The organism is Streptomyces sp. MnatMP-M17 (assembly GCF_900091995.1).
GTDB lineage: Bacteria > Actinomycetota > Actinomycetes > Streptomycetales > Streptomycetaceae > Streptomyces.
Genome location: NZ_FMDK01000058.1, coordinates 1 through 20,411, shown reverse-complemented (window position 1 = coordinate 20,411; position 20,411 = coordinate 1). Strand labels below are relative to the sequence as shown.

General features: G+C 66.1%; 10 protein-coding genes and 2 pseudogenes. All 12 read right to left on the bottom strand.

Going from position 1 to position 20,411, the window contains the following annotated elements:
* Positions 1-856: helix-turn-helix domain-containing protein (locus GA0115259_RS03245; protein WP_141716436.1), on the bottom strand; the 856-nt coding region annotated here is incomplete at its 3' end.
* Positions 853-1,140, bottom strand: a complete 288-nt coding sequence (locus GA0115259_RS03240; RefSeq protein WP_093590534.1) for a helix-turn-helix domain-containing protein — start codon at positions 1,138-1,140, stop codon at positions 853-855. The genes GA0115259_RS03240 and GA0115259_RS03245, both read right to left, overlap by 4 nt.
* Before the next feature lie 694 nt (positions 1,141-1,834).
* Positions 1,835-2,292, bottom strand: a pseudogene (locus GA0115259_RS03230) (DNA helicase); the annotation flags it as partial.
* 66 nt (positions 2,293-2,358) lie between these two features.
* On the bottom strand, positions 2,359-2,850 hold the full coding sequence (locus tag GA0115259_RS42665; RefSeq protein ID WP_093590531.1) for a transposase: 492 nt from the start codon (positions 2,848-2,850) through the stop codon (positions 2,359-2,361).
* A complete protein-coding gene (locus GA0115259_RS03220; protein WP_202449614.1) occupies positions 2,810-4,381 on the bottom strand; it encodes an ISL3 family transposase in 1,572 nt (523 codons plus the stop codon). Before GA0115259_RS03220 ends, GA0115259_RS42665 begins: the two co-directional genes overlap by 41 nt.
* Before the next feature lie 150 nt (positions 4,382-4,531).
* Positions 4,532-5,290: a hypothetical protein gene (locus GA0115259_RS03215; protein WP_345940987.1), complete on the bottom strand. Its 759-nt coding sequence runs from the start codon at positions 5,288-5,290 to the stop codon at positions 4,532-4,534.
* A gap of 1,162 nt (positions 5,291-6,452) precedes the next feature.
* The gene (locus GA0115259_RS03210; RefSeq protein ID WP_093590525.1) at positions 6,453-7,064 is read right to left on the bottom strand and encodes a hypothetical protein; all 612 of its coding nucleotides are present in this window, start codon (positions 7,062-7,064) and stop codon (positions 6,453-6,455) included.
* A gap of 18 nt (positions 7,065-7,082) precedes the next feature.
* A complete protein-coding gene (locus GA0115259_RS03205) occupies positions 7,083-13,928 on the bottom strand; it encodes an RHS repeat-associated core domain-containing protein (protein WP_093590522.1) in 6,846 nt (2,281 codons plus the stop codon).
* 151 nt (positions 13,929-14,079) lie between these two features.
* Positions 14,080-18,489, bottom strand: a complete 4,410-nt coding sequence (locus tag GA0115259_RS03200) for a LamG domain-containing protein (RefSeq protein ID WP_237539725.1) — start codon at positions 18,487-18,489, stop codon at positions 14,080-14,082.
* Between the two features lie 252 nt (positions 18,490-18,741).
* Positions 18,742-18,942 carry a hypothetical protein gene (locus GA0115259_RS39530; protein ID WP_141716435.1) on the bottom strand — a complete coding sequence of 67 codons (201 nt, stop codon included), beginning with the start codon at positions 18,940-18,942 and terminating at the stop codon, positions 18,742-18,744.
* Positions 18,943-19,010: 68 nt separating this feature from the next.
* On the bottom strand, positions 19,011-19,268 hold the full coding sequence (locus tag GA0115259_RS38790; RefSeq protein WP_107469130.1) for a hypothetical protein: 258 nt from the start codon (positions 19,266-19,268) through the stop codon (positions 19,011-19,013).
* 235 nt (positions 19,269-19,503) lie between these two features.
* A pseudogene (locus GA0115259_RS03195) lies at positions 19,504-20,411 on the bottom strand (site-specific integrase); the annotation flags it as partial.

The following is a 20,411-nucleotide window of genomic DNA, read 5'->3' as shown; positions in this document are numbered from 1 at the left end:
GACAACGGACACATGGCATCACGATGAGAATCCCGCTGGACATCGAGATGAGACTCAGCATGAGGATGTCGGGGATCCAGGGATGCGCGATCACGTCGTAGCGGGCGCCCTTGCGGGCCTCGTCCAGCAGTCGCATCGCGTCCGGGATCGCCCGCTTCACCAGCGCCGCCGTGGCTGCGTCGACGTCGCCCCGGTGCTCGGCGAGCGCGCCCTGCACGGCCTCGCGGATCAGGTCGACCGGACCGGACGGCTCCTGGAACGCGCGGCGGGCCGGGCCCTTGGAACGCTCCGTCGCACGCGCCGGACGCGCCGTGCGCAGCGGCACTTTCGGGGTCTGCGCGGTGGACTGTTCAGCTGGCCGGGCCGGCGCGGCAGCGGGGGCTTTGGCGGCGGTGGGCCGGCAGTCAGCCGGGGTCAGGTGCTGAGCGAACCCTGCCACGCGTTGTCCGGCCGGACAGCCGCACAGCACACACGGCTCGGGTACGACGAGCAGCTCTACGTCGTCCCCGTCCTCATCCTGGCCCGGGGCCGGCGAAGACGAGGGGGTGACGGTCACGGCTGTGCCTGATGTGAGGGGCTGCTTCGTAACCGGCGCCGCCGTCGTCTCGGTGTCGGTGGCAAGCTTGGTGTTCAGTCCGTCCAGCAGGTACGCGTATTTGGTGCGGATCTCGCCGGCCGGGTCACGGCTGCTCTCCCATCCGCTGAGGGTGGACGGACTCACGCCGAGCGCGCGTGCCACCTGCGCCTTGGACAGCCGAGCCCGCTCCCGCAGCTCGCGGCGTACCTGACAGGGCGGGAGTTCAGCCTCCGGGCCGACGGCATCAAGCAGCGAGTCGATTGCGTCGAAGTCGCTCACCGGCTCGTCCCCTTCGCTTCGGTCCGGACGGAACGGCGCCTGTCGGCGGGCAGCGCCTCGCACGCTCTGGTCGGACCCGCCAGCAAGTCCAGCGCACCGATGCCGTAGTGCTCGGCCAGGACGTCGACGTCGCGCAGGCTCCAGGAGATGGCGCCCGACTGCCGGCGCGACACCTGTGTCTGCGTCAGCCTCAGCACCCCCGCAACCGACCGCTGCGATTCACCCGTTACCTGCATCAACGCGGCCACCGTCAGTCGCAGCGACTCCTCCAAGCTCAATCCCATGCCACCACCTTACCCGAACCATGCAATTTTCGCATCTTAGTCAGCTTTTCACTATCAATGATGCAGAAAAGCTTTCAGCGTTCTGAAGGGGCTGAAGGTTCTCGGGCACGCGGGTGTCAGCGATCCAGGCCGCCCCGATCACGCGGAATCCGTCGGGCCGCGCGCCGGGCTTCCCGATTCGCCTGGCGCGCCTCTTCCACCACACGATCGGACAGGCACCGGGGGGGCACACGAGGTCCACGACACGGCGGCGCAGGACCCGGCGCAGCCCGAGCCCGGGCGGTGGCGGCCACCCACGGCAGTGGCGGCGCACCGTACACACTCCAGTGCCCAAGAGCGCCCCGACCATGGAGACGTTGCCAGCGTAGTTAGCCAGGAGGAACGCCATCTGCGCCCGGCGGCCAGCCGGGAACCGGGCTGCGAACTCGGCCTGCTCCTCCCGGCGGAGGAAGGCATCGTGGCGCTCGCAGCGCGGCGCCTTCCTGTCGTTCCGGGCGATGCCCGGCGAGCTGATGTTCATAGCTCAAGAAGCCTGCCGGGGGCCGTCTGTGGACAGCGGGCGGCCACTGCGGGCTTCTCGCATGCGCCGTCACCGACAAGGGCAGCCGCCCGTCCCGGATCATTGCGATCCGTACCGCTGCCCCCCGTGCACCTTCCAGCGGAGGCTCCGAACGCCCGGAACCCGCCCTGAGCATCACCACGGTGGCTGAGGACCGGCCGATGCTCCTTCCGGATGCTCGTTGATCCAGGACAGGCCGCCGATGTCGAGGCGGCGCCAGGTACGGGTGACGGCTACGTAGGCCAAGCAGGCATCCTTGTCGTCGATCCGACGGGCCGTCCCCTGCCCCGTGTCGTGCGGCGGGCCGTCGGAGGGTGGGGTGAGGTCGTCGGCGATCTTCACCTGTGCCCATTCCCGGCCTTTGGCCTTGTGCGCGGTGAGACGGTTACCTCGGCCTGGTCTTCGGGGGCGAGATGGTCGACGGCGGTCAGGATGGCGTCCGCGCCGTGGGTATCGACCAGGTCGACCAGGGGTTGCAGGTCACGGCCGGCGGGGTCGTAGGCGGCGTAATCCTGCAGATCGCCCCAGATCGTGAACAGCACCAGTTCGGGATGCGTGGTGCGGCGTCCTTCTTTGAGGTCGCGGGCGGCCAGGGTGTTTGTGGCAGGTTCCGTTGGGCTCTGGCACAAGTTCCGTGGTCCGGTGACGCTGGGTGGTCGTCAGGTCAGAAGGATGCGCTTGCGGAGGAGCGAGAATCCGGCTCGTCCGTAGGTCTGCCGCTTGAGCATCTTGATGCGGTTGACGTTGCCTTCGACGAGGCCGGAGTTCCACGGCTGGGTGAGTCCGGCTGTGACGGCCTCGATGTCGCGTTCGAGGCCGCGGGCGAAGGAACTGATGCCGGGCAGGTCTTCCGCGCTGGCCGCGGCGATCCACTCCGGTAGCTTCTCGCCTTCGAGACTGGTCAGCATCCGCGCGAACGAACGGACATGGCCGAATGCTGCGTCCAGCTTGGGGCAGGCAGCGAGTACTGCCTTGAGCTGCTGCTTCTCGTGTTCTCCCGAGACCGTCGGGGTGGCGGGTGATCCAGCCGGTGAGCCGACGCACTGACGGTGGTCCCGGCGCGATCCAGGCCGGGGTCTGGCCCAAGTTGTGTGAGCCGGTGACGCTGGGTCACGCGAGGAGGACTCGTTTCCGGAGGAGCGGGAATCCAGCCCGGCCGAACATCTGCCGTTTGAGCATCTTGATCCGGTTGACTGTTCCTTCGACGGGGCCGGAGTTCCAGTCGGTGGTGAGTCCGGCGGTGACCGCGTCGAAGTCGCTTTCGAGTCCGGCCGCGAAGTTGCTGATGCCGGGCAGGCCGGCTGTCATCGCCTCGGCGATCCATTCGGGCAGGCGCAGTCCGTCGAGCGTGGTGAGCATTTCCGCGAACGAGCTGGTCAGTTCGGCGGCGGAGGCCAGTTCCGGGATGCGGTCGAGGACTGCCTTGCGGCGGAGCTTCTCCTCTTCGGTCAGGGTGGCCGGGTGCCGGGTGAGCCAGCCGGTCACCTGTCGTACTGACGGTGGTGGCGGGGCGGGTGTGAAGCCTTCCCGCAGGGGCAGATCGCGGCGGACCCAGTCGCAGACGATGGAGTAGTGGCCGCGGAAGCCTCGGGCGGTGATCTCCCGGAAGAGGGCGAGGACCGTCACTCTTCCGCTGGTCTCGGCCCAGCGTGCGGCCAGGTAGGGCTTGAACGGATCGAGCTTGCTCGGGAGCTGACGCTTGCGGCCCTTGACCATGTCTTGCCAGGAAGCGGCGCGGGCGTATCGCTGCACAGTGTGTCGGCCCCAGCCCAGATGCTGGGCGACGGCCCGCAGGCTCATGCCCTGGGCGAGGAGTTCGTGGACCAGAGCGTGGTGCATCCGGGCCCGCTCGGCGAACTTGCCCGTCGGCGGGTCCGTTTCATCGTCCCGACCAGAGGCTTCTCCTTTCGGCGTCTCCCAGACGGGTTCCGGCTCGGGGACCGGCAGCGGCAGGTCACGCAGGCCGGAGCGATGGGCGGCCACCGTTTTCTCGACGGCGGAAGCGAGGTTCTGCCAGAGGTGGAACCGGTCGGCGACCTGGAGGGCCTGGGGCGCGGCGGTGTCGGCCGCTTCGGCGTAGGCGCCGGCGCGGTCGCGGCAGATGACTTCGATTCCGGGATGGGCCGCGAGCCAGGGGGCGAGGGTGGCGGCGTCGCGTTCGGGGAGCAGGTCGAGGACCTGGTGTGTCTCGGCGTCGATCACGACCGTTCCGTAGACGTGACCGCGGCGCAGGGCGAAGTCGTCCACACCGACGGCGCGGGGCTCGGTCGGTGCCGGGTCGGGCAGGTCCATCACCCGCCGCAACAGCGTATTGCGACTGGTCACGATGCCCAGATGAGCAGCGAGGCGTGCACCGGCCCGCCCGGCGAGCGCCAACCCGACCTTGCTCATCGTGGACCGCAGACGCTCGGTGGTCCGGCCATGGCGCCTGGTCAGCCCCGGCACCTGCTCGACGAACGTGTGTCGCGAACAGGCCGGAGTCGCGCAGACGAACCGGCGGACCCTCAGCATCAGCACACACGGCTTCCCACCGCAGGCAAGATCCGTAGGGAATCGCTGGTAGGAACCGTGAACCTGAGCCGACCAGTTCTCGCACGCCGGACAGCAAGCAGCACTCGCGGTGCACCGTGCCTTGACGCGTATCGCTTCGCCGTCCGTCTCGACGGACGTGATCACAACCATCGTGTTCGAAGGGAACAACAGCTCATGCACCGCAGAGGGATCTTCGCTCACGGCGACCGAATGTCGAGCACGCCAGCCATACGAGGAGCGAATTCCGGGCGACCTCCGGGCCCCTGCAACATAGATCAACAACTACAACGAGTAGCCGCCTCACACAACTTGGGCCAGACCCGAACAGGGCCTTCGTCTGTTCCTTCTCGCCCCAGGAGGCGAATGCCGTGGCGGTGACCCGCTGCGGGGTGCGCCGACGGCGGATTTCCAGGTGTGTTTGGCGTAGGCGAAGGTCCGGTCGTACTCGACCAGGGCGGGGAGTTGTTCCGGGACAGCGGGCGGGGTGATGAGTTCGGTGCGTCCCTGGCCGGCGGTGGCATGAAGCAGGCCGCGTAGTTCCTCGGACAGGACGGGATAGCCGTCGGCGTACTGGCCGAGGGTGGGGATGGTGCGGGTCCACAGGTCACGGCCGGTCTGCGAGGGGGATCCCATGACGACGGCGTCGGGCCAGTGGACGCGCAGCGCCTTCCACAGCAGGACGAACGCGTCACGGATGGTCGCGGGATCAGCGCCGTCGGAGTCGAACCACTCCCCCACCGACCGCATCTCCACGTGCTGTTCGCCGCTGACGTGCTGGTAGCGGCCGACGGGGTTGCGAGCATGGACGAAGTACCCGGCCATCCGGTCCTTACCGCGCCCGGTGTCAGTGCGCCAGCTGGCGGCAGGAGCATTGAGCCAGGCGGTGACGGCGTCCCTGAGATAGGGGTAGCGGCCGGCGTCGCGGTGCCAGGGATCACCGGCGATGATGTAGATCCGCTCCACGCCTTCGGGCACGGTGTGGAAGACGGCGTCGAGGATCTCCCCGGCCGAGGCGGTCGGCAGGTCAAGGCGGGTGGTCCGGTCGCGGTGGACCAGCATGCCCGTGGTGGTGTCAAGGAAGACGGTAGAGCGGGCCTGCTGGGTGAAATTGGGGTGGGTGGAGGCCAGGTTCGCCGTGTGTCCGAACCAGCGGTCCCCGTCAGGGCCGTCGGGGATGGACGGCAGGACGCGGGACTCACCCAGCGCTGCGGGTACCGGTACGGCGGCGGCCTCGGGCGCAGGAGCAGCGGGCGGCTCGGGTGCCGCTGCTGCCTGAGGCGTGGCGGGAGCAGGGGCTCCGGTGGCCTTGGAGGGTGGTGGTTCGGCGGCAGCCGGTGCCGGTGTCTGCGGGGCCGCAGAGTCCGGGGTCCGCGCCTCGGATGCGGCGCTGGCCGGATACGAGACGGCGAAGGCCGAACGGATCGCGTCTGCCGCCGGACTGAGCCTGGCCGACGTGGTTGCGAGTTCCCCTGCCAGCAGGGTAACGCCGGGTACTGACAGCCGTGGGTGGCTGCATTGGGAGCGAAATGCCTCGGCGCCGTGCAGGTCCCGGTGGAGGCGGCGTCATCAAGCACATGCTTTCGCTGGAGTCCGTGTTTCAGGACGGCAAGGCCTCGTCCCTCGCGGCCAGTTCACACCGCCCAACGGACATGCTCTGAGCAGTTCTGACCGTGACCGCCCTGCGCAGGACGGTCACAGTGAGCGGTAGTTACACGATCGAGCAGCAGCCGTCGAGATAGCACACCCTGCGGAGGCGGTGGAAGATCAGTTCTCTGCCCGGGCGTCGACGTGGCTTCAGGGAAGAGACGGAGTCTGTTTCCAGATGGGCGTGCCAACGCTTGTGGTCCAGCGTTCGCTGTCGTGGAGCATGCTGGACTGCCGGAACAGATTCTGGCCGAACACGGCTCGTGCGGAGCGCTCGACGACGTCATGGCCCGCTCTGGAGGCCCACCGTTGTTTGGCAGCCCCCCTCACTGCTCAACGAACCAAACTGCGTTGCCTCCCTGGACCCGCCTCAACCACGCCTGAACGGCAGAGAGTTCGTGGAGAGCCCGGTACTCGGAGACGGGTACACCGGGTTCGGCGAGCGGCACGGAGAAACGGACCGATGGCGACACCGGCACCGCGCTCCGTGCCGACTCAACAGGCCCCCAAACTTGTGGGCACTCCAGCGGCCGACTGCGTTGCCGTCAAATATACCTAGAGAAGTTAATGACACCAATCACCCGAACTCTCCAGAGAATTTCTCTGCGAATTTTCGATACGACTGGGCATACATGTCACCCGAACTTGCCACGCGCTCTAGTTCGCTTTCGATGATTCGTCGAGCCTCTTCACGATCCCCATTGATGAGATGCACGATCGGCAAAACCTTGGCCCGTTCATGCTCCACCAGCAACCCTACATCGCCAACGTCGCGCGAAAATACATCCCAATCGGAATAGGTAGCGATGTACGGCTCCCCATACTCACGCACGGCGCCAGCCAAGGATTTAGCCACTCGTTCGATATCTCCACCTTCAAGGAACTCCCAGAACCGGAAGGAGTTCTCAGGCATGAGATAGCCGAGAGGCTTAGAAATCACCGGCATCGGCTTCTTCGGCACGTCATCGCGCAGCGTGAGGAGAATCTTCTCAAGATGAGCGAATCGGACACCCACCACAGGGTTGATCTTGAACAAGCGAGGGAGCCCATGGGTGGCCAAGTTGAGGCCGATCCACCCGCCTGCCTCGCCGCCCCGTTCCTGGAGAAAGGCTCCACCGCGCTTCACGAAGCCGAGCTGAGCCAAGGCGACCTGGCAAGCGGCAAGCGCCTCGTTCTTCAACGAAGACACCCTGCCTCCTCTCAATCATCAGCGGCACAGGCCGCTGAACTTGTAGCCACCATACCCAGCAATCCTGACTTCGTTTGCACCGAAGCTGCCTTGCAGGCCGGCAGCTTGGGCGTTAGGCCCGTACCAGGTCCCGCCATTGGCCTCAATTGAGGCATAGCCCCCTTTCCGTCCTTGCGGCTTGGTGAACATGGCCCGCGGGCCATTCTTGGCATCGAACAGATGAAGCGCTCCATCCTTCTCTGCAACGACATCGAAACGAATATTCACTCCATTCGCAGCCGTTGCGCTGATTTCCGTGCCGCGAATCATGTAGCCATTTGCCTCGAGCTCAGCAATCAATCGCTGAGTACCTTTGTCACCCTTCGCAGGAGATCCCGGTCCACCAGCATTGTGGACAAGAATCGGCATCTCGCCCGCCAGCACATAGTACGTGTGGAGCTGCTCGACAGTCAGGTTGTACATTTCTGCCGTGCCGGCCCTGTTTTCGATGCCGAGGAGCTGGGCATGGCGGCCGTCGGCTGTGTTCAGGGTGTGGCCGATGGCGAGTTGGCCAGCAGGGATCCACGTGCGAAGCGTGTCGTCCCAGAAGGGGTGACCGGCCGTGGTGTGGATTTTGGCTGTTTTGTTGTTCTTGTCGCGGATGGTGAGGTCGATGAGGTCGTCGTCGCGATGAATCAGCTGTGCGCTGACGGTTCTGTTTCCTTGGCGTTTCCCTGTTTTAGGATCAGCCGTTGCGACCTTGTCCCCGGGTTTGATTTTCCCGATGGGCTTCGCCTGCCCGTCCTTCATCAGCACGCGGGTGGCGGGGGTGAAACTGCACAGGGCTCTCTCAGTTCTGGAAAGTGCGCGAGCGAACCGCACGGAGCCACCCGCGATTGGTCCGATGTCGAGAGTCGAGATGGCCTCCCCCGTGATGTAACAAGCGCGCTCATCATGGGTTGCTACGCACTTGGCCCAGGGAATTACGACTGTCGCGTCGCCGAGCGCCGAGAGCATTTCCCTGAGCATCGACTTGTCGGCATCTATTTCCGCCTGTGTATAACAGACGTCAAACTTCGAACTAGAACTGAATCCGTTCCCGAAGCATTTAGCGGGAGCAAATAGATAGTCGTAGGCCTCCTTTATTTCCTTTTGTTTCTTCTTGACTTCCTTCTCTTCCTTCTGCTCTTTTTGTTCTGCTCTGTAGGCTCCGTCGGCCTTTTCCTTTTCGACTGTCGGAGAGGTTTTGTGGTTGCAGAGTTCGGGGTTGATGTCGCACTTGGTGCGGCCTGTGGGGTCGCTGTAGGTGACGGGGTTGTTCTCGGTGTAGCTGTATGCGTTGAGTTGCTGGGGGTCGGCTGTGTCCATGACCGGGTCGACGCTGAGGAAGCGGCCTGTGTCCGGGTCGTATTCGCGGGCGCCGAGGTGCGTGAGGCCGGTGGTGGTGTCCTGGGTTCCGCCGATGAATCCCTTCTGCCCTGGCCAGGCTGTGGGCGTAGTGCCGCGTGGGGTGCCGAAGGGGGTGGAGCGGCGTTGCTGCATGGCCAGGTCGGTGGCTGTGATGGCCAGTTCGGAGGTGCCGTGGTGGTCTCCGATGAGGAAGGAGAGTTTGTTGTCGTCGGTGCGGATGGCCTGGTTGCCGCCGCCGAGGTCGTAGTAGCGGGTGGCTTTGGCCTTGGTGGCGCCCTTGGTAAGGGTGAGTTCGGTGGCGCCGAGGTAGAGGGTGGTGTCAGTGGCAGTGCGGGAGATCAGGCGGTTGCCGTCCACGTCGTAGATGTAGGAGGCGAGGGTCTTGGTGCCGCCGTTGCCGTCGTCCTGGGTGACTTTGGCCAGGTGTCCTTCGACGTCCCAGTCCAGGGTCTGCTTGTTCCCGTTGATGGTGCGGGTGGCTGTGTTTCCGGCGTCGTCGGGGGTGTAGCTGCTTCTGGAGGTGCCGTCGGGGCCGACCGTGTCGACCTGGGTGAGGAAGTGCGGACGGGTGGCTTTGGCGTCGGGGTAGGTGTAGGTCTGCTGGACGTCCTTGGCGGCAACACCCGTTTTGTCGTGGAGCGTTTGGGTCTTCCGGTTGCCGCTGAGGTCGTAGGTGTAGGACAGCCAGTACGGGGCGGGCCCGCCGAGGACGGAGCCGCTGGGCTTGTCTGCGCAGGTGGGGGTGGGCTGGGCCCAGGCCTCGGTCAGGCGGGTGAGGTAGTCGTACTGGAAGCACTGGTTGTCGGTGCCGTCACGTGAGACGTCATTGATGGAGGTGACGTTGCCGGCCTCGTCGTATCCGTAGGTGGAGGACTTGTCGACGCCGGGCACGTCCTCCCGGTCGACGCGGGCGTTGGCCAGGCGCTGGGTGCCCCACTGGTAGGTGTAGGTGGCCTCGGTTCTCTTGCCGCCGCTTTGGTAGGTGAACTGCAGCGGCTTGCCTGTGTAGCTGTAGGTGGTGTTGGTGAGGTAGGTGACTGCGCCGGTGCCGGACAGGGTGACGGGGCGCAGTGTGGCGTCGTAGGTAGGAGTCAGGGTGTCTGCGGCAAGGGAGCCTGCTGCGGGGTAACTGGTCGACTGGACGGTGCCGTTGGCGTTGTACTTGATGTTGGACTGGTACGAGCCGGCCAGTGCCTCTTCACCGGTGACGGAGGGAATGGTGGTGGTGATCCGGTTGGGCCGATAGAGGGTGTCGTAGATGTTGTATGTGGTGGTGTAGGCGAGACCACTGGCTCCGCCGATGTAGCGGGTGGCGGAGGCGAGCTGGCCCTCGTAGCTGGACGGGTCCCAGACGTGCTTGGTCAGCAGGGGCCCGGACGCCTCGCCGTCGTGGGTTTCGGTCTCGCGGCCGAGTCCGTCGTACACATGGGTGACGGTCCGCTGGCGGGCGTCGCGGGTGAAGGTGAGCAGGTTGCGGTCGTCGTAGCCGGAAGCCGAGTCACCCTTGTCCGGGTCGTGGACGTCGGTCATGTTCCCGCGCTGGTCGTACGTGTAAGTCCACGTGTTACCGGAAGGGTCTGTCAGTCCTGCCAGTCTGCCTGCGGGAGTGTAGTCGTAGTGAGTGGTGTCCGGCGCACGTCCAGGGGCATTGGCGTCGTACTGCAGCAGGTCGGTTGTATTGCCTCGGGCGTCGAAGACGGTGGTGGTGGGCGTGGCTCCCTGCGGCGGGGTGACGATCGTCCGGTCGCCGCCGTAGTCGGTTCTGGTGGTGGCCAATACGCTGCCGCCGTCGCCGTTGCCCGCCACCTGCTGGGACTTGGTGACGCGCCCCAGGCCGTCGTAGGTGTTCCACGTCTGGGTTTCGACCGCGAGTGCGTCATCGAGGATAAGCGGGTCTGCCGAGGGGGCGAGCGTGTTGTAGTACGGCGCGAAGGATTTCGCTGTCATGCCGCGCTCGTCGTAGAAGGTGTCGCTGACCAGGCGGCCGCCGTCCGGGCCGGGTGTCTGACTCTGGCGGGGGCGCAGGAATCCGTCGTAAACGGTGTAGGCGGTCTGCTGGGCGCTGTCGCTCTTGAGGGTTTTGGTTGCTACCGCGACGGCGTTCTTGTCGGTGATGGTGTAGCTGAACTCGTAGTTAGGGATGTCGTTGTTGGCCTTGGAGCGGTTCGGCAGCCAGACCTTGAGTTTGCGGCCGAGTGCGTCGTAGGTGGTATCGGTGCGCCTGTTGTTGGTGTCCAGAACAGTGACCGGCAGTCCGCGCAGCGTGTCGTAGGTGGTCGTGGTGGTCTGCGAGGTGGCGGGGGTGCCCGGCGTGGCGGGTGGGCTGGTGACGGTGACGTTGGTGGGGAAGCCGCTGGTGGGGCTGTAGGCGGTGGTGGTGGTGCGGCCATCGGTACGGTCGGTGCGTACGGGGGCGGTGGTTTCGGTGGCGGTGACGGTGCCGGTGATGTCGGTGACGGTCGACGTGCGGCCTGTTGCCGTGTCGAATGTGGCGCCTGCCTCCGTGTAGGTGGCGGTGGTGCCGTCGTGTGACTTCAGGGTGGCGGTGCGCGAGGCGTCGCCCCTGATGGGAGGTGTGCCGTAGGCCTGTCCGTCGTAGGCGGTGCGGACGTCCGCGATGACGTCCTTCGCCCGGTTCGGCATGGTGTCGCAGGCGACTGCCACGGTCTCCACGCGGGCGGTGGTAGTCAGGATCCAGGCGGTGGTGTTGTCGGCGTAAGTGATGCGGGTGCACTGGTCGTCACGGGAGATGCTCTCGTCGCCGAAGTCATCGGTCCGTGTGATGCGCCCAGCCGTGTTCTCGAAGGTGTTGGCCGAGTGGGTCTTGCGCCATCTGCTGCCGGCGCCGTCGTCGAGGGAGGTCCAGGTGCGGGTGCCGGCGGTGCCGGTCAGGTTGGCGGTGGTGGTGCCCCAGTCGCGGACTCGTTTGGCCGTCTCGTGATGCCACGGCGTATTGACGGTCCTGATGAGGACTTTGCCCGCAGGACCGCTGTACTGCTCGGTCTTGTACTCGAAGCCTGCGGCGGAGTCGTGGTCGGTGATGGTGCCGCCGTTGCCGTCGGGCACGGTGACGGGGTCCGGCTTGCTTTTGTCTCCGTCCATGCCGCGCAGGAAGTAATGATCGGTCTGCGACTTCATGCCGACCGGGTCCTGGCCGCCCGTCTGCTCCCGCACGTGGCCGTAGCCGCGCCAGGTGGACCAGGTTTTGTACTTCTGCTTGGTGAGTCCGTCATCGTCGTCGTAGTGCCAGGCCGCGCCGTCGAGGTAGGAGTAGCGCGTGACCATGTCCGGGGAGGTTTTGGTGCGGTCGGTCTGGGTGACCGAATCGACGACGTACTTGTTGAACCACTGCAGTGAAGGGTTCTCGTCACCCTGTTTGGTGAAGTAGACGGGATAGCAGCGGGTGGTGTTCGACTCAGGTGCCGGCAGATGGGCCGGATCGCAGGCGGCATCCGAATAGCCGACGTTGAGCTGCCCGCCGGATTCGTCGACGACCTGGGACAGGCGTTCCTTGATGAACGGCGCGGTGCCGTCGCCGAGGGTGTCGAGGCGGTTGGCACGCTGGTCGTAGCCGAAGGTGACCTTCGGTAGCGTGATGTTCGGGGTGGTTGATTTTCCGGTGTGCTGGATCGACTTCAGCAGGAGCTGGTAGTCAATGTCGGCCATGCCCCAGCCGTGGTCCAGGTGCCAGGTGTCGATCGGGGTGTATCCGCTGCTGTCCGGCTTGAGGACCTGCGTGGTCACGTCGGTCAGGCGCTTGCGTGTCCAGAAGGTCGGGGACGCGGACTTGGTGCAGTCGGCTCCAGACGCGCAGTTCAGGTCCCAGGGCGTGTCGTACCAGTAGAACGCCTTGCTGTCGATCGTGGAGGCGTCGCAGGTCACGCCCGTCTCGGGCAGGCACCGTTCGGTGGAGGTGAAGTCGACCCGCGCGAGGGCTTTTGCCGAGTAGTTGGTGGTGTTGCGCAGCCCGTAGTCGATGTGGTCGAGCGATCCGCCGCGGTCGTAGGAGGTTTCGTCCTCGGGCTTGAGGTTGCGGGCGTAGGTGTTGGTTTCCTTGTTGTAGAAGTAGCCGATGGAGTTGCCGCGTGCGTCGACCGCGTAGTCGAGGTTCCACCGCCAGGCCTGCTGGCACCAGGATTCGGCGAAGGTCGCGGCGTGGCACGGCTCGCCGGTGTCGTTGCCGAAGACCGGGACGGTCCAGGTGGAATTGGTGGTGGGGTTGCCCGAGGCCCAGCCTTCCAAGCGGTTGTAGCCGAAGTAGTAGCGGGTGCCGTCCGTGGTGGTGACGCGCCAGTACTCGTCATTGCGGGCGCCGTTGGCCCGCACATCGGTGGCGGTCCCGCGCAGGCGGTCGACCTTGGTGCCGTCATCGCCCCTGATCTTGAAGGTGTCGGCTCCGGTCGGGATCAGCTCGCCGGCGTGGCCGTTGAAGGAGATGGACGCGTTGTCGTAGGCCCAGCACAGGTCACCCGGCTTTCGCCCGTCGGCGTTCTTGACCCCGTCGTCCGCGCACGGCTTGTAGGCGCGCTCGATCGAGCCCGACCACAGGTTGAAGCCGTCACCGGCCCATGAGGACTGATTGTTGGTGTTGGAGGTGCGGCCGTCGATGGCGCCGGAGGAGTACGACATGCTCACGGACGGAGCGAACTTGCCCGGGGTGCCCGGGACCGGCATGTCATACGACCAGGAGAAGTCTCCCGCGTTCAGGTCCGTGTTCCACGCCGCAGACGGGGAGAGGGATGTGGCGGCGTAGTCGCCGCGGTCGCTGGAGGTGCCTGCGGTCAGCGCGAACAGGGAGCTCTGGCTGGAGGCGGGCACCGTGACGGAGTCGGCAGTGAGGGTTTGCGTGGACAGGTCGTTGCGGGTGGTGATCGCGCTGGGGGTGGTGCAGCCCTTCTTTCCTGGGGTGGTGGCCGCGCATGCGGGCAGCCGCACCAGTTTCACCCGGGAGGCGTAGCTGGCTCCGTATGACTGGGCGAAAGCCGAGTAGTCGATGCCGATCCTCACCCGGTCCCCGGTAGTCGCGGAACGGCGCTGGAGAGAGAAGAGCATGCCGTCGACGCCCGCACGCCGGGCTGCCTGGTGGTCCAGCACCTGGACCATGGCCGCGCCCGTGAGCGGTGCGACGGGTGTCCTCGCGCCCTTGGGCGCGGCCGGAGCCGTCAGTGAGACTGGTGTGCTTCCCGCTCTGACAGCCGCAGTTCCGGCACCTGGCTGGAGCGTGACTGTGGCGGAGGCGGCCTTCGGCCAGACCGGCTTGGGCGCCTGCCGGGGGATACCGGGCGCGCCCTTGGTCACGCGGGGCAGCATCTTGACCCCGTGCCCGCTCAGAGGCTTCTCCGACGCGGGGACCTTCGGCATGTCGTCGGCCTGGGCGGCCGGGGTGAGGGCACCCTGTAGCAGGGTGCCGATCAGTGCTACGGAGATCATCACGGCGATTCTGCGCCGTATCCGGGTCCGGGTCTTCGCTGCCATTCCTCGCTCCATCTTCTATGCCCGTCCTGAGCCGCGTGGGACGCACGCGGTCGGTGCCCCTGCGACGGGGCATCTCGCTTGAAATGACCTTGATACAGATGAAGTTGGCGCTGCTCATGGCCCGGTCGCGGGCCGATGCGGGAAGAGCCGGTCAAGGCCCGGGGCTGGTGGCCAGGTCGCCGCCGTTCGCGAGATTGGCGATCTGTGTCTCGCTCAGCACTCCCTGGAAGAGCCATACGTCGTCGATCACTCCGGGCCAGTACTCACCGAATGTGCCTGCGGCCCTGGCCCGTCCGAGTTGGAGGCCGCCCCCGGCGTCGAAGGGTGTCACGTTGCTGTTCCAGGAGACGTGGCCGGTGCACGCTGGATCGTCCTGGGAGCCGTCCTGGTCGCTGTCGGAGCACACGACCTGCCGCAACTCTCCGTCGACATACAGCCGCATCTGGTCGGCGAAGGCGTCATACACCACCGCGATGTGGTTCCAGCTCGTGTTGTTCTGAAAGTTCGAGTGCTCAGCGACGGGCCGGCTCGCGGCTGTGGTGTCCTTGTCAGGCATTTGCAGTTGCCAGGTGCCAGCGTTCTCGGGATCTGTCGTGTCCGGCACGTAGCGCACTACGAAGCCGGATTCGACGGCTCCAGCCTGGGACATCACCGCTACCGGATGATCCGGCCGGCCGGCCGTGCTCACCCAGGCAGCCGCTGTGAAACTCTCCGAGGTGTGAACCGGTGACGTGGTGGTGTCGGCGTAGGCGCTGGAACCGTTCAGGACAAGTCCGCCGGTGCCCACGTAGTTGGAGTTGCCGGTGGTGTCGATGGCGGCCTGACCGCGCAGCGTCAGCCCCCGGTTCGCCGAGGAGTCGTCCGGTGACACCGCCGGGCTTCCTGTTGTGGCCGAGTCAAGCTTCCAGCGTCCTTCGACGACGGGGTGCAGGGTGAAGAGGTCCTTGATCTCGTCCTCGGAGATGACACGGTCGTACAGGCGCGTGTCATCGAGGTCTCCCTGGAAGAACCCGCCGACCCCGGTGGGGTACGGGGCCGCGCCGAGGGTGAGAGGGCCTGTAGCGTTCCACCGTCCGGTGAACGGCTGAGTCGACCGCAGTACGCCATTGACGTAGAGCCGGATCTCGTTCGCGTCCATGTCGTGGACCCCGACGATGTGCGACCACTCGCCCAGGCCACCGGCCGCACAGTTGGTGTGCGCGGGGCACGCCGCGTAGGTGGCCCGTACATAGGACGAGGACGAGGTGTCCTCGGCGGCGCGCACGAAGACCCAGCCACCGTACGCCGAGGAGTGGTAGATCTCGAAGCCGCTCTGTTCCTTGCCGCCCTGGGCGGCGATGGTCATCGCCTTGTCCGCCTTGTCCTTGGGCAGGCGCGCCCACAGGGAGACGGAGAAGCTCTGGTACGTGTCCAGGACAGACTGCCCCGTCTGGGCATAGCCGTTGGTGCCGTTGAACGTGAGGGCGGTGCCCTGGGCACCCTTGCCGCCGAGAACGGTCCCACCGTGCAGGTTCGCGGTCACCTTCTGTCCGTATCCAGCGATGGATGTGGCCGAGGCGCTCTCGTCCATCGTCCAGACCGCTTTGGCCGGGCGGCCCGTGGTGACGGGACTCCCGCTGTTCAGCGTGGTCACCTGGGCGTCGGTGAGCGGATAGTCGAGGAGTTGCACCTCGTCCAGGTCACCCGCGAAGTAGCCGCCTGCCTTGCCGGCCAGATGATTGGCGCCCAAATGCAGCGACCTACGGGCGTCCCAGGCGTCAGTGGCGCTGTACGCCGTGGTGGCAACGAGTTTGCCGTCGACGTACAGCCTCATCTGATTCGCGGTCTTGTCGTACACGCCGACAAGGTGGGTCCACTGGCTCACCCGCGCCTGGGCACAGGCGGTGTCTCCGGCGGGACAGGCCGGCTGGGCAGCGCGGACCGTGCCCGCGCCGGACGCCGCGTCCGCCGTATAGCGTACGAAGGACCAGCCCCCCAGCGCCGAGGAGTAGTAGATCTCAAGCCCATGGGTGTTGTTCCCCGCCTGAGCCACGGCGGTCATGGCCCGCCCCTGGTCGGTTCCTGGCAGCTTCGCCCACAGCGATACCGAGAAGCTCTTCGAGGTGTTCAGAACCGGGGAGAGCGTTGTGGCCTCTCCGTCCACACCGCTCAGATGCAGTCCGCCGCCGGAGACCCCTTCACCGCCGGCGCTCACTCCTCCGGACAGGTCCGCCGGCCAGGCTTCGCCCTGCCCGCTCACCGCGGTGGAGCCGCCCGGCTCGTCCAGGCCCATGGACAGCCGGTCCGGCTGTCCGGCGCGCACCCGGAAGTAGTACGTTGCGATGCTGCTGCCGTTGCCTGCGGAGTCGAACGCCTGCGCGGTGATGAAGTTGACCCCGGACTTCGTCGGCATGAAGCTCGTCGTCTTCGCGACGCCGCCCGAGGTGGCCAGGGTGTGCGCACTGGTCGGATCGCTGTTCACGCCGAACCAGTACTTCGTCACATCGGTCTGCGTCGCGTCGATGGCGAAGGTGCCGTAGCGGCCCACGCCGTCATGCCACGGATCATCGGGGTCCTCCGCGGAGGACTTCGGATACTCGTCCGACGCGATCCGGGGCGCGGCAGGCACACTCGTGTCATAAACCATGGCGCAGTCCGTCGCGGAACCCTCGTACGACCACGGAGACCACTGGGCACCATCGTAGGAACGCACGTGCCAGCCGATGGTCACGTTCTTGGTGATGCTGGACGGCATCGTCACCGAAAAGTCCGAACCAGACTTCTTGGATGTCGACTTCGCCGACGTCCACCGCGGAATGCGGCCCTTGCCGTCGCCAGCGTCCCACGTCGCCTGGAACTGCACCGCCACGCTGTCACCGTCAGGGTCGGTGACAGCGTTCGCGCGCAGCGTGGGCAGAATCCGTACACGCCGCGCCGTCGAGGAACAGCTCCCGCCCGGGTCCTGGCTGAGCTGCGACATCTTGATCTGCGTGGGCGGCTTGTTGTACTGCACGCGCAGGTAGGCGTCATCAGAGAAACGCTTCCATGCGGCGGGGTCGGTCTCGCTCTTGGCACGGAGCCCGAAGGTAGTGGTGGACCAGCCGTTGGCGGCAGCCTGCTGCACAGCCCGCAGCGCCCAGAACTCCACGTCACCGGCCGGGCAGCCGCTGCCGTATCCCTTGGCCTCGGACCGCGTCTGCTGCAGGTCGGCCCAGAACCCGCCCGCGAGCTGCGAGTTCCATGTCGTGGACTTGGACACGCCCTGGGTACGCCACAGTTCCACATCCGTCTTGGTGCAGCTGTCGGAGTGTGTCTCGCGGACCACGAACTCAGCGGAGAGGATCGTCTTACCGGCAAACTGCGAGGTCGGAATCGAATAGAAAAGACGCTTGACGTCCTCCGGTGCGCAGCGCACGTCTCCCGGGCAGTAGCCCATGCCAGCGTCGGCATCGCCGTTGAAGCGCCACTGCGGCGACGATGCCCAGTAGCGCGAGACCATCGTCCAGTTCGACGCCTTGGGTGAGTACCACTGCGGGTCGATGTAGACCGGGTACGTCGCTTCCTTCAGGAGTTCCTGATCAGGGGTGAGCACGATAGCGTCGCCATCGGCGGTGACGTCGACACCGATCGGGGCGACCTTCGCTGCCTCGCCGGGGCCGCTGGATGCTGCTCCCTCGGCGATCTGGGCCGATGAGGCGGCCTTCCGGGGGGCGGTTCCGGTGCCGGTCCCGGTGCTGGAGTCCCACATCATCGGCTGCTGCGCCTCGAACACCGGTCCGCCGGAGCCCAGGTCGGTCGCGACGAGCCCGCCGTCGGAGGTCTCCGCGACCGTCATGCCGTCGGCGCCCACTGCCATGCGCAGCGAAGCGAGCCTCGGATCGGCTCCCGCCTGCGCCGACTTGACGACCAGGGTCTGGGCGATGCCGTCGATATCGGCCCGCACCTGAAGGTCCACATCCGGCAGAACCGACGGATAGACGGCCGTCGAGCCGTCGATCACCGGCTCGGGCAAGGGTGTTGGCCAGGACAGTGACAGCTCGCGGCCGGCCCGCTCCAGCGCCACCAGCGGCGCCGTGGCACCGCCGCCCGAGAACGTGATACCGACGGACGCCACAGCGGGAACGACGGAACCGTCGGGCCGCTTCCGCAGCAGCGTGTCAATGTCCCGCCACTCACCATCAACGCGCGTCCGGACCGGACGGAGATGCTCAACCGCCTCCAGACGACCGTCAGACTTGGCATACACCTCACCTGTCTCAGTACGCCGCGAGATCACCTCGATGTCCTGCCCGGTCTCCTCGGCCTTGGCAAGCGCCGCGGCCTCCGTAGCGGCAGCAGCCGTGGCAGGAACACTGCGGGATCCGCTCTCCGTCCCCGGAGCCGCGGTGACAGGAGTAGCAGCCGCCACTGGGGCAGCGGTCAGCAGACCGGCTACCAACAGTGCACTGAACATCCCCCTCAGACCCCGCCCCGGATGCTCACACAGACGTCTGCCCACGACACTCCCCCCAAGCCCTTTACATGTCCTGCACATGCAAGACTCAGGGAATGTAGACGCCCCTCGCGGACTCGTCCAGATCAATTAATTCAGGGCAAACCATCACCTTGATCACCAAAAGCAGGAAGTCCGCAAGGCGTGATTCATTTAACATGTGAACAATTAGTGTTCTTAAGACGAACTTTGAGCCGCCTGGCGGGCAAAGGTGCTCCGCCGGGACACCCTGGCAGCGGATCCCGTCCTCCCGCCTTCCGTGCAACCTCCCTCGTCACACCGCGCCTGACAGCGACTCTGGTCGTGGCAGGCCACGAGAGACACCCACAGGGCAGCACGGCTTCAGCACAGAGCCGTCTGTACCGAGCCGGAGATCACGCACGGACAGCCGAAGCAATGTCTTCCGGCGACGCGGAAAACCCCTGCCAGCGTTCCTCTTTTCCGCAGCAGCGGGAATCGGGCCCCGGCGAGAAACAGAAACTGCACGCACAACCGGTTTCGGCCGCTGCCGCTGCCGCGCGAGGAGAAGATCAGCGTCGCCATCGCCTCCAACGAATCGTTCGGCAAAGCGCACATGTTCCGGCGAACCCGTGCGAGGCGCCGCCGAAACATCACGGGTTCGGTGGCGGCAGACGTTGCTGCCTCCTGCGGGACGAGGAGGTTCCGCGTTGACGAGAGCCACCTTCACCGGGAGGTAGACGTCCCCAGGTCAGGAGAAGTCGGAGCACTTCCCGAGCATCCTTGCGACGACTCGGCGTGCGGGAAAACACGGCAGCCAGCGCGACGACGGCGATCAGTCCGACGTAGACCAGGCCAAGAACTGCAAGTTTGATGGGAAGGTTCGACAAGAACGGCAGAATCGCCGCCATGGCATCTCCGTCAGCGCTGTTGACCTCCGCGCTGACAGGGCGGCTTACCGCAGCAAAAAACGCCCCGGTCCAACGATCATGATCGCTGGCCGGTTCACCCGGTTTGAGTTAGGTGCCTGGTCCGGGGTCCGTTAAGGCTGTGTGCCCTCCGGCGGTCACGAGCCGCCTGTCGGGCAGTCCCGACGAGAGCTGTGTTCAGAATGCCATGACGCGACGCCCCATGACGGTGATTCGGCTACTTCGAAGAAGGGCTCTCCTCGGAAAGCCGCCCCGGATCGACGTGGTCGGCGAGATAGATCATGGTGGCTTCGGGGTCCATGCCGAACGCGGCGGCCACGAGTTTGGGATCCATGCTGTTGACCAGATCCAGCAGTCGAGTGCAGCGGATCACGCGGGGCGGGTGGCCGCAGGCGTCGAGGACGTGGCTGACATAGGTGGTGGACGCCGGTCCCCGGCCGGACTTCGTCTGTCGGGTGACCATCACGTGGGGATTGTCAGCCCGCTGGCCTTCGCGGTGAGCCAGACAGCGTTCCAGCACCGCCCATGACGCTGGATCCAAGGGGACCGGATGCGGACGGTCGCCGAGTCGGGCAGTCCGGGCACGAGGGTCGAGGTCCACGGTCTGCAGCATCCTGACCTCACGACTTGAGGCGCCGTGCAACAGGGCGAGCATGCCCAACAGGGCCTCGTGCGGGTGGACGGCCGGACCGGTAGTCCAGCGGCGGAACAACACCCGTTGCTGGTCGAGTGTCAGCGTCGCTCCGGTGAAGCCGCTCGGCCCTCGGGCCGTCAGGCCGTGGGAGGGATCGACGAGCACGACCTTCCGGGAACGTGCGAAACGGAAGAACTGGCCGAGCACGACGAGGCGACGCTTTCGGGCCTTGGGCGAGTGGGCGAGGAAGGCTTCGACATCGTGGACGTCGGCCAGCGCCCAGTCCTGCTTGTCTCGTTCGCCAGCGAGGAAGCGGGCGAGGTCGCGCAGGATGGCCAGTGCCGCCTCGACGGTCGCATCGCTGCGAGGTCGTGTTCCGGCACGGCGGGCCCTCTCGCGCGAGCGAAGCATGAAAACTGCGAATTCATCCACCGATGGCCGCAGGGGCTCGGGGACAGCATCGATGCGACGCTGTCGGCGGCCGGCCGCGA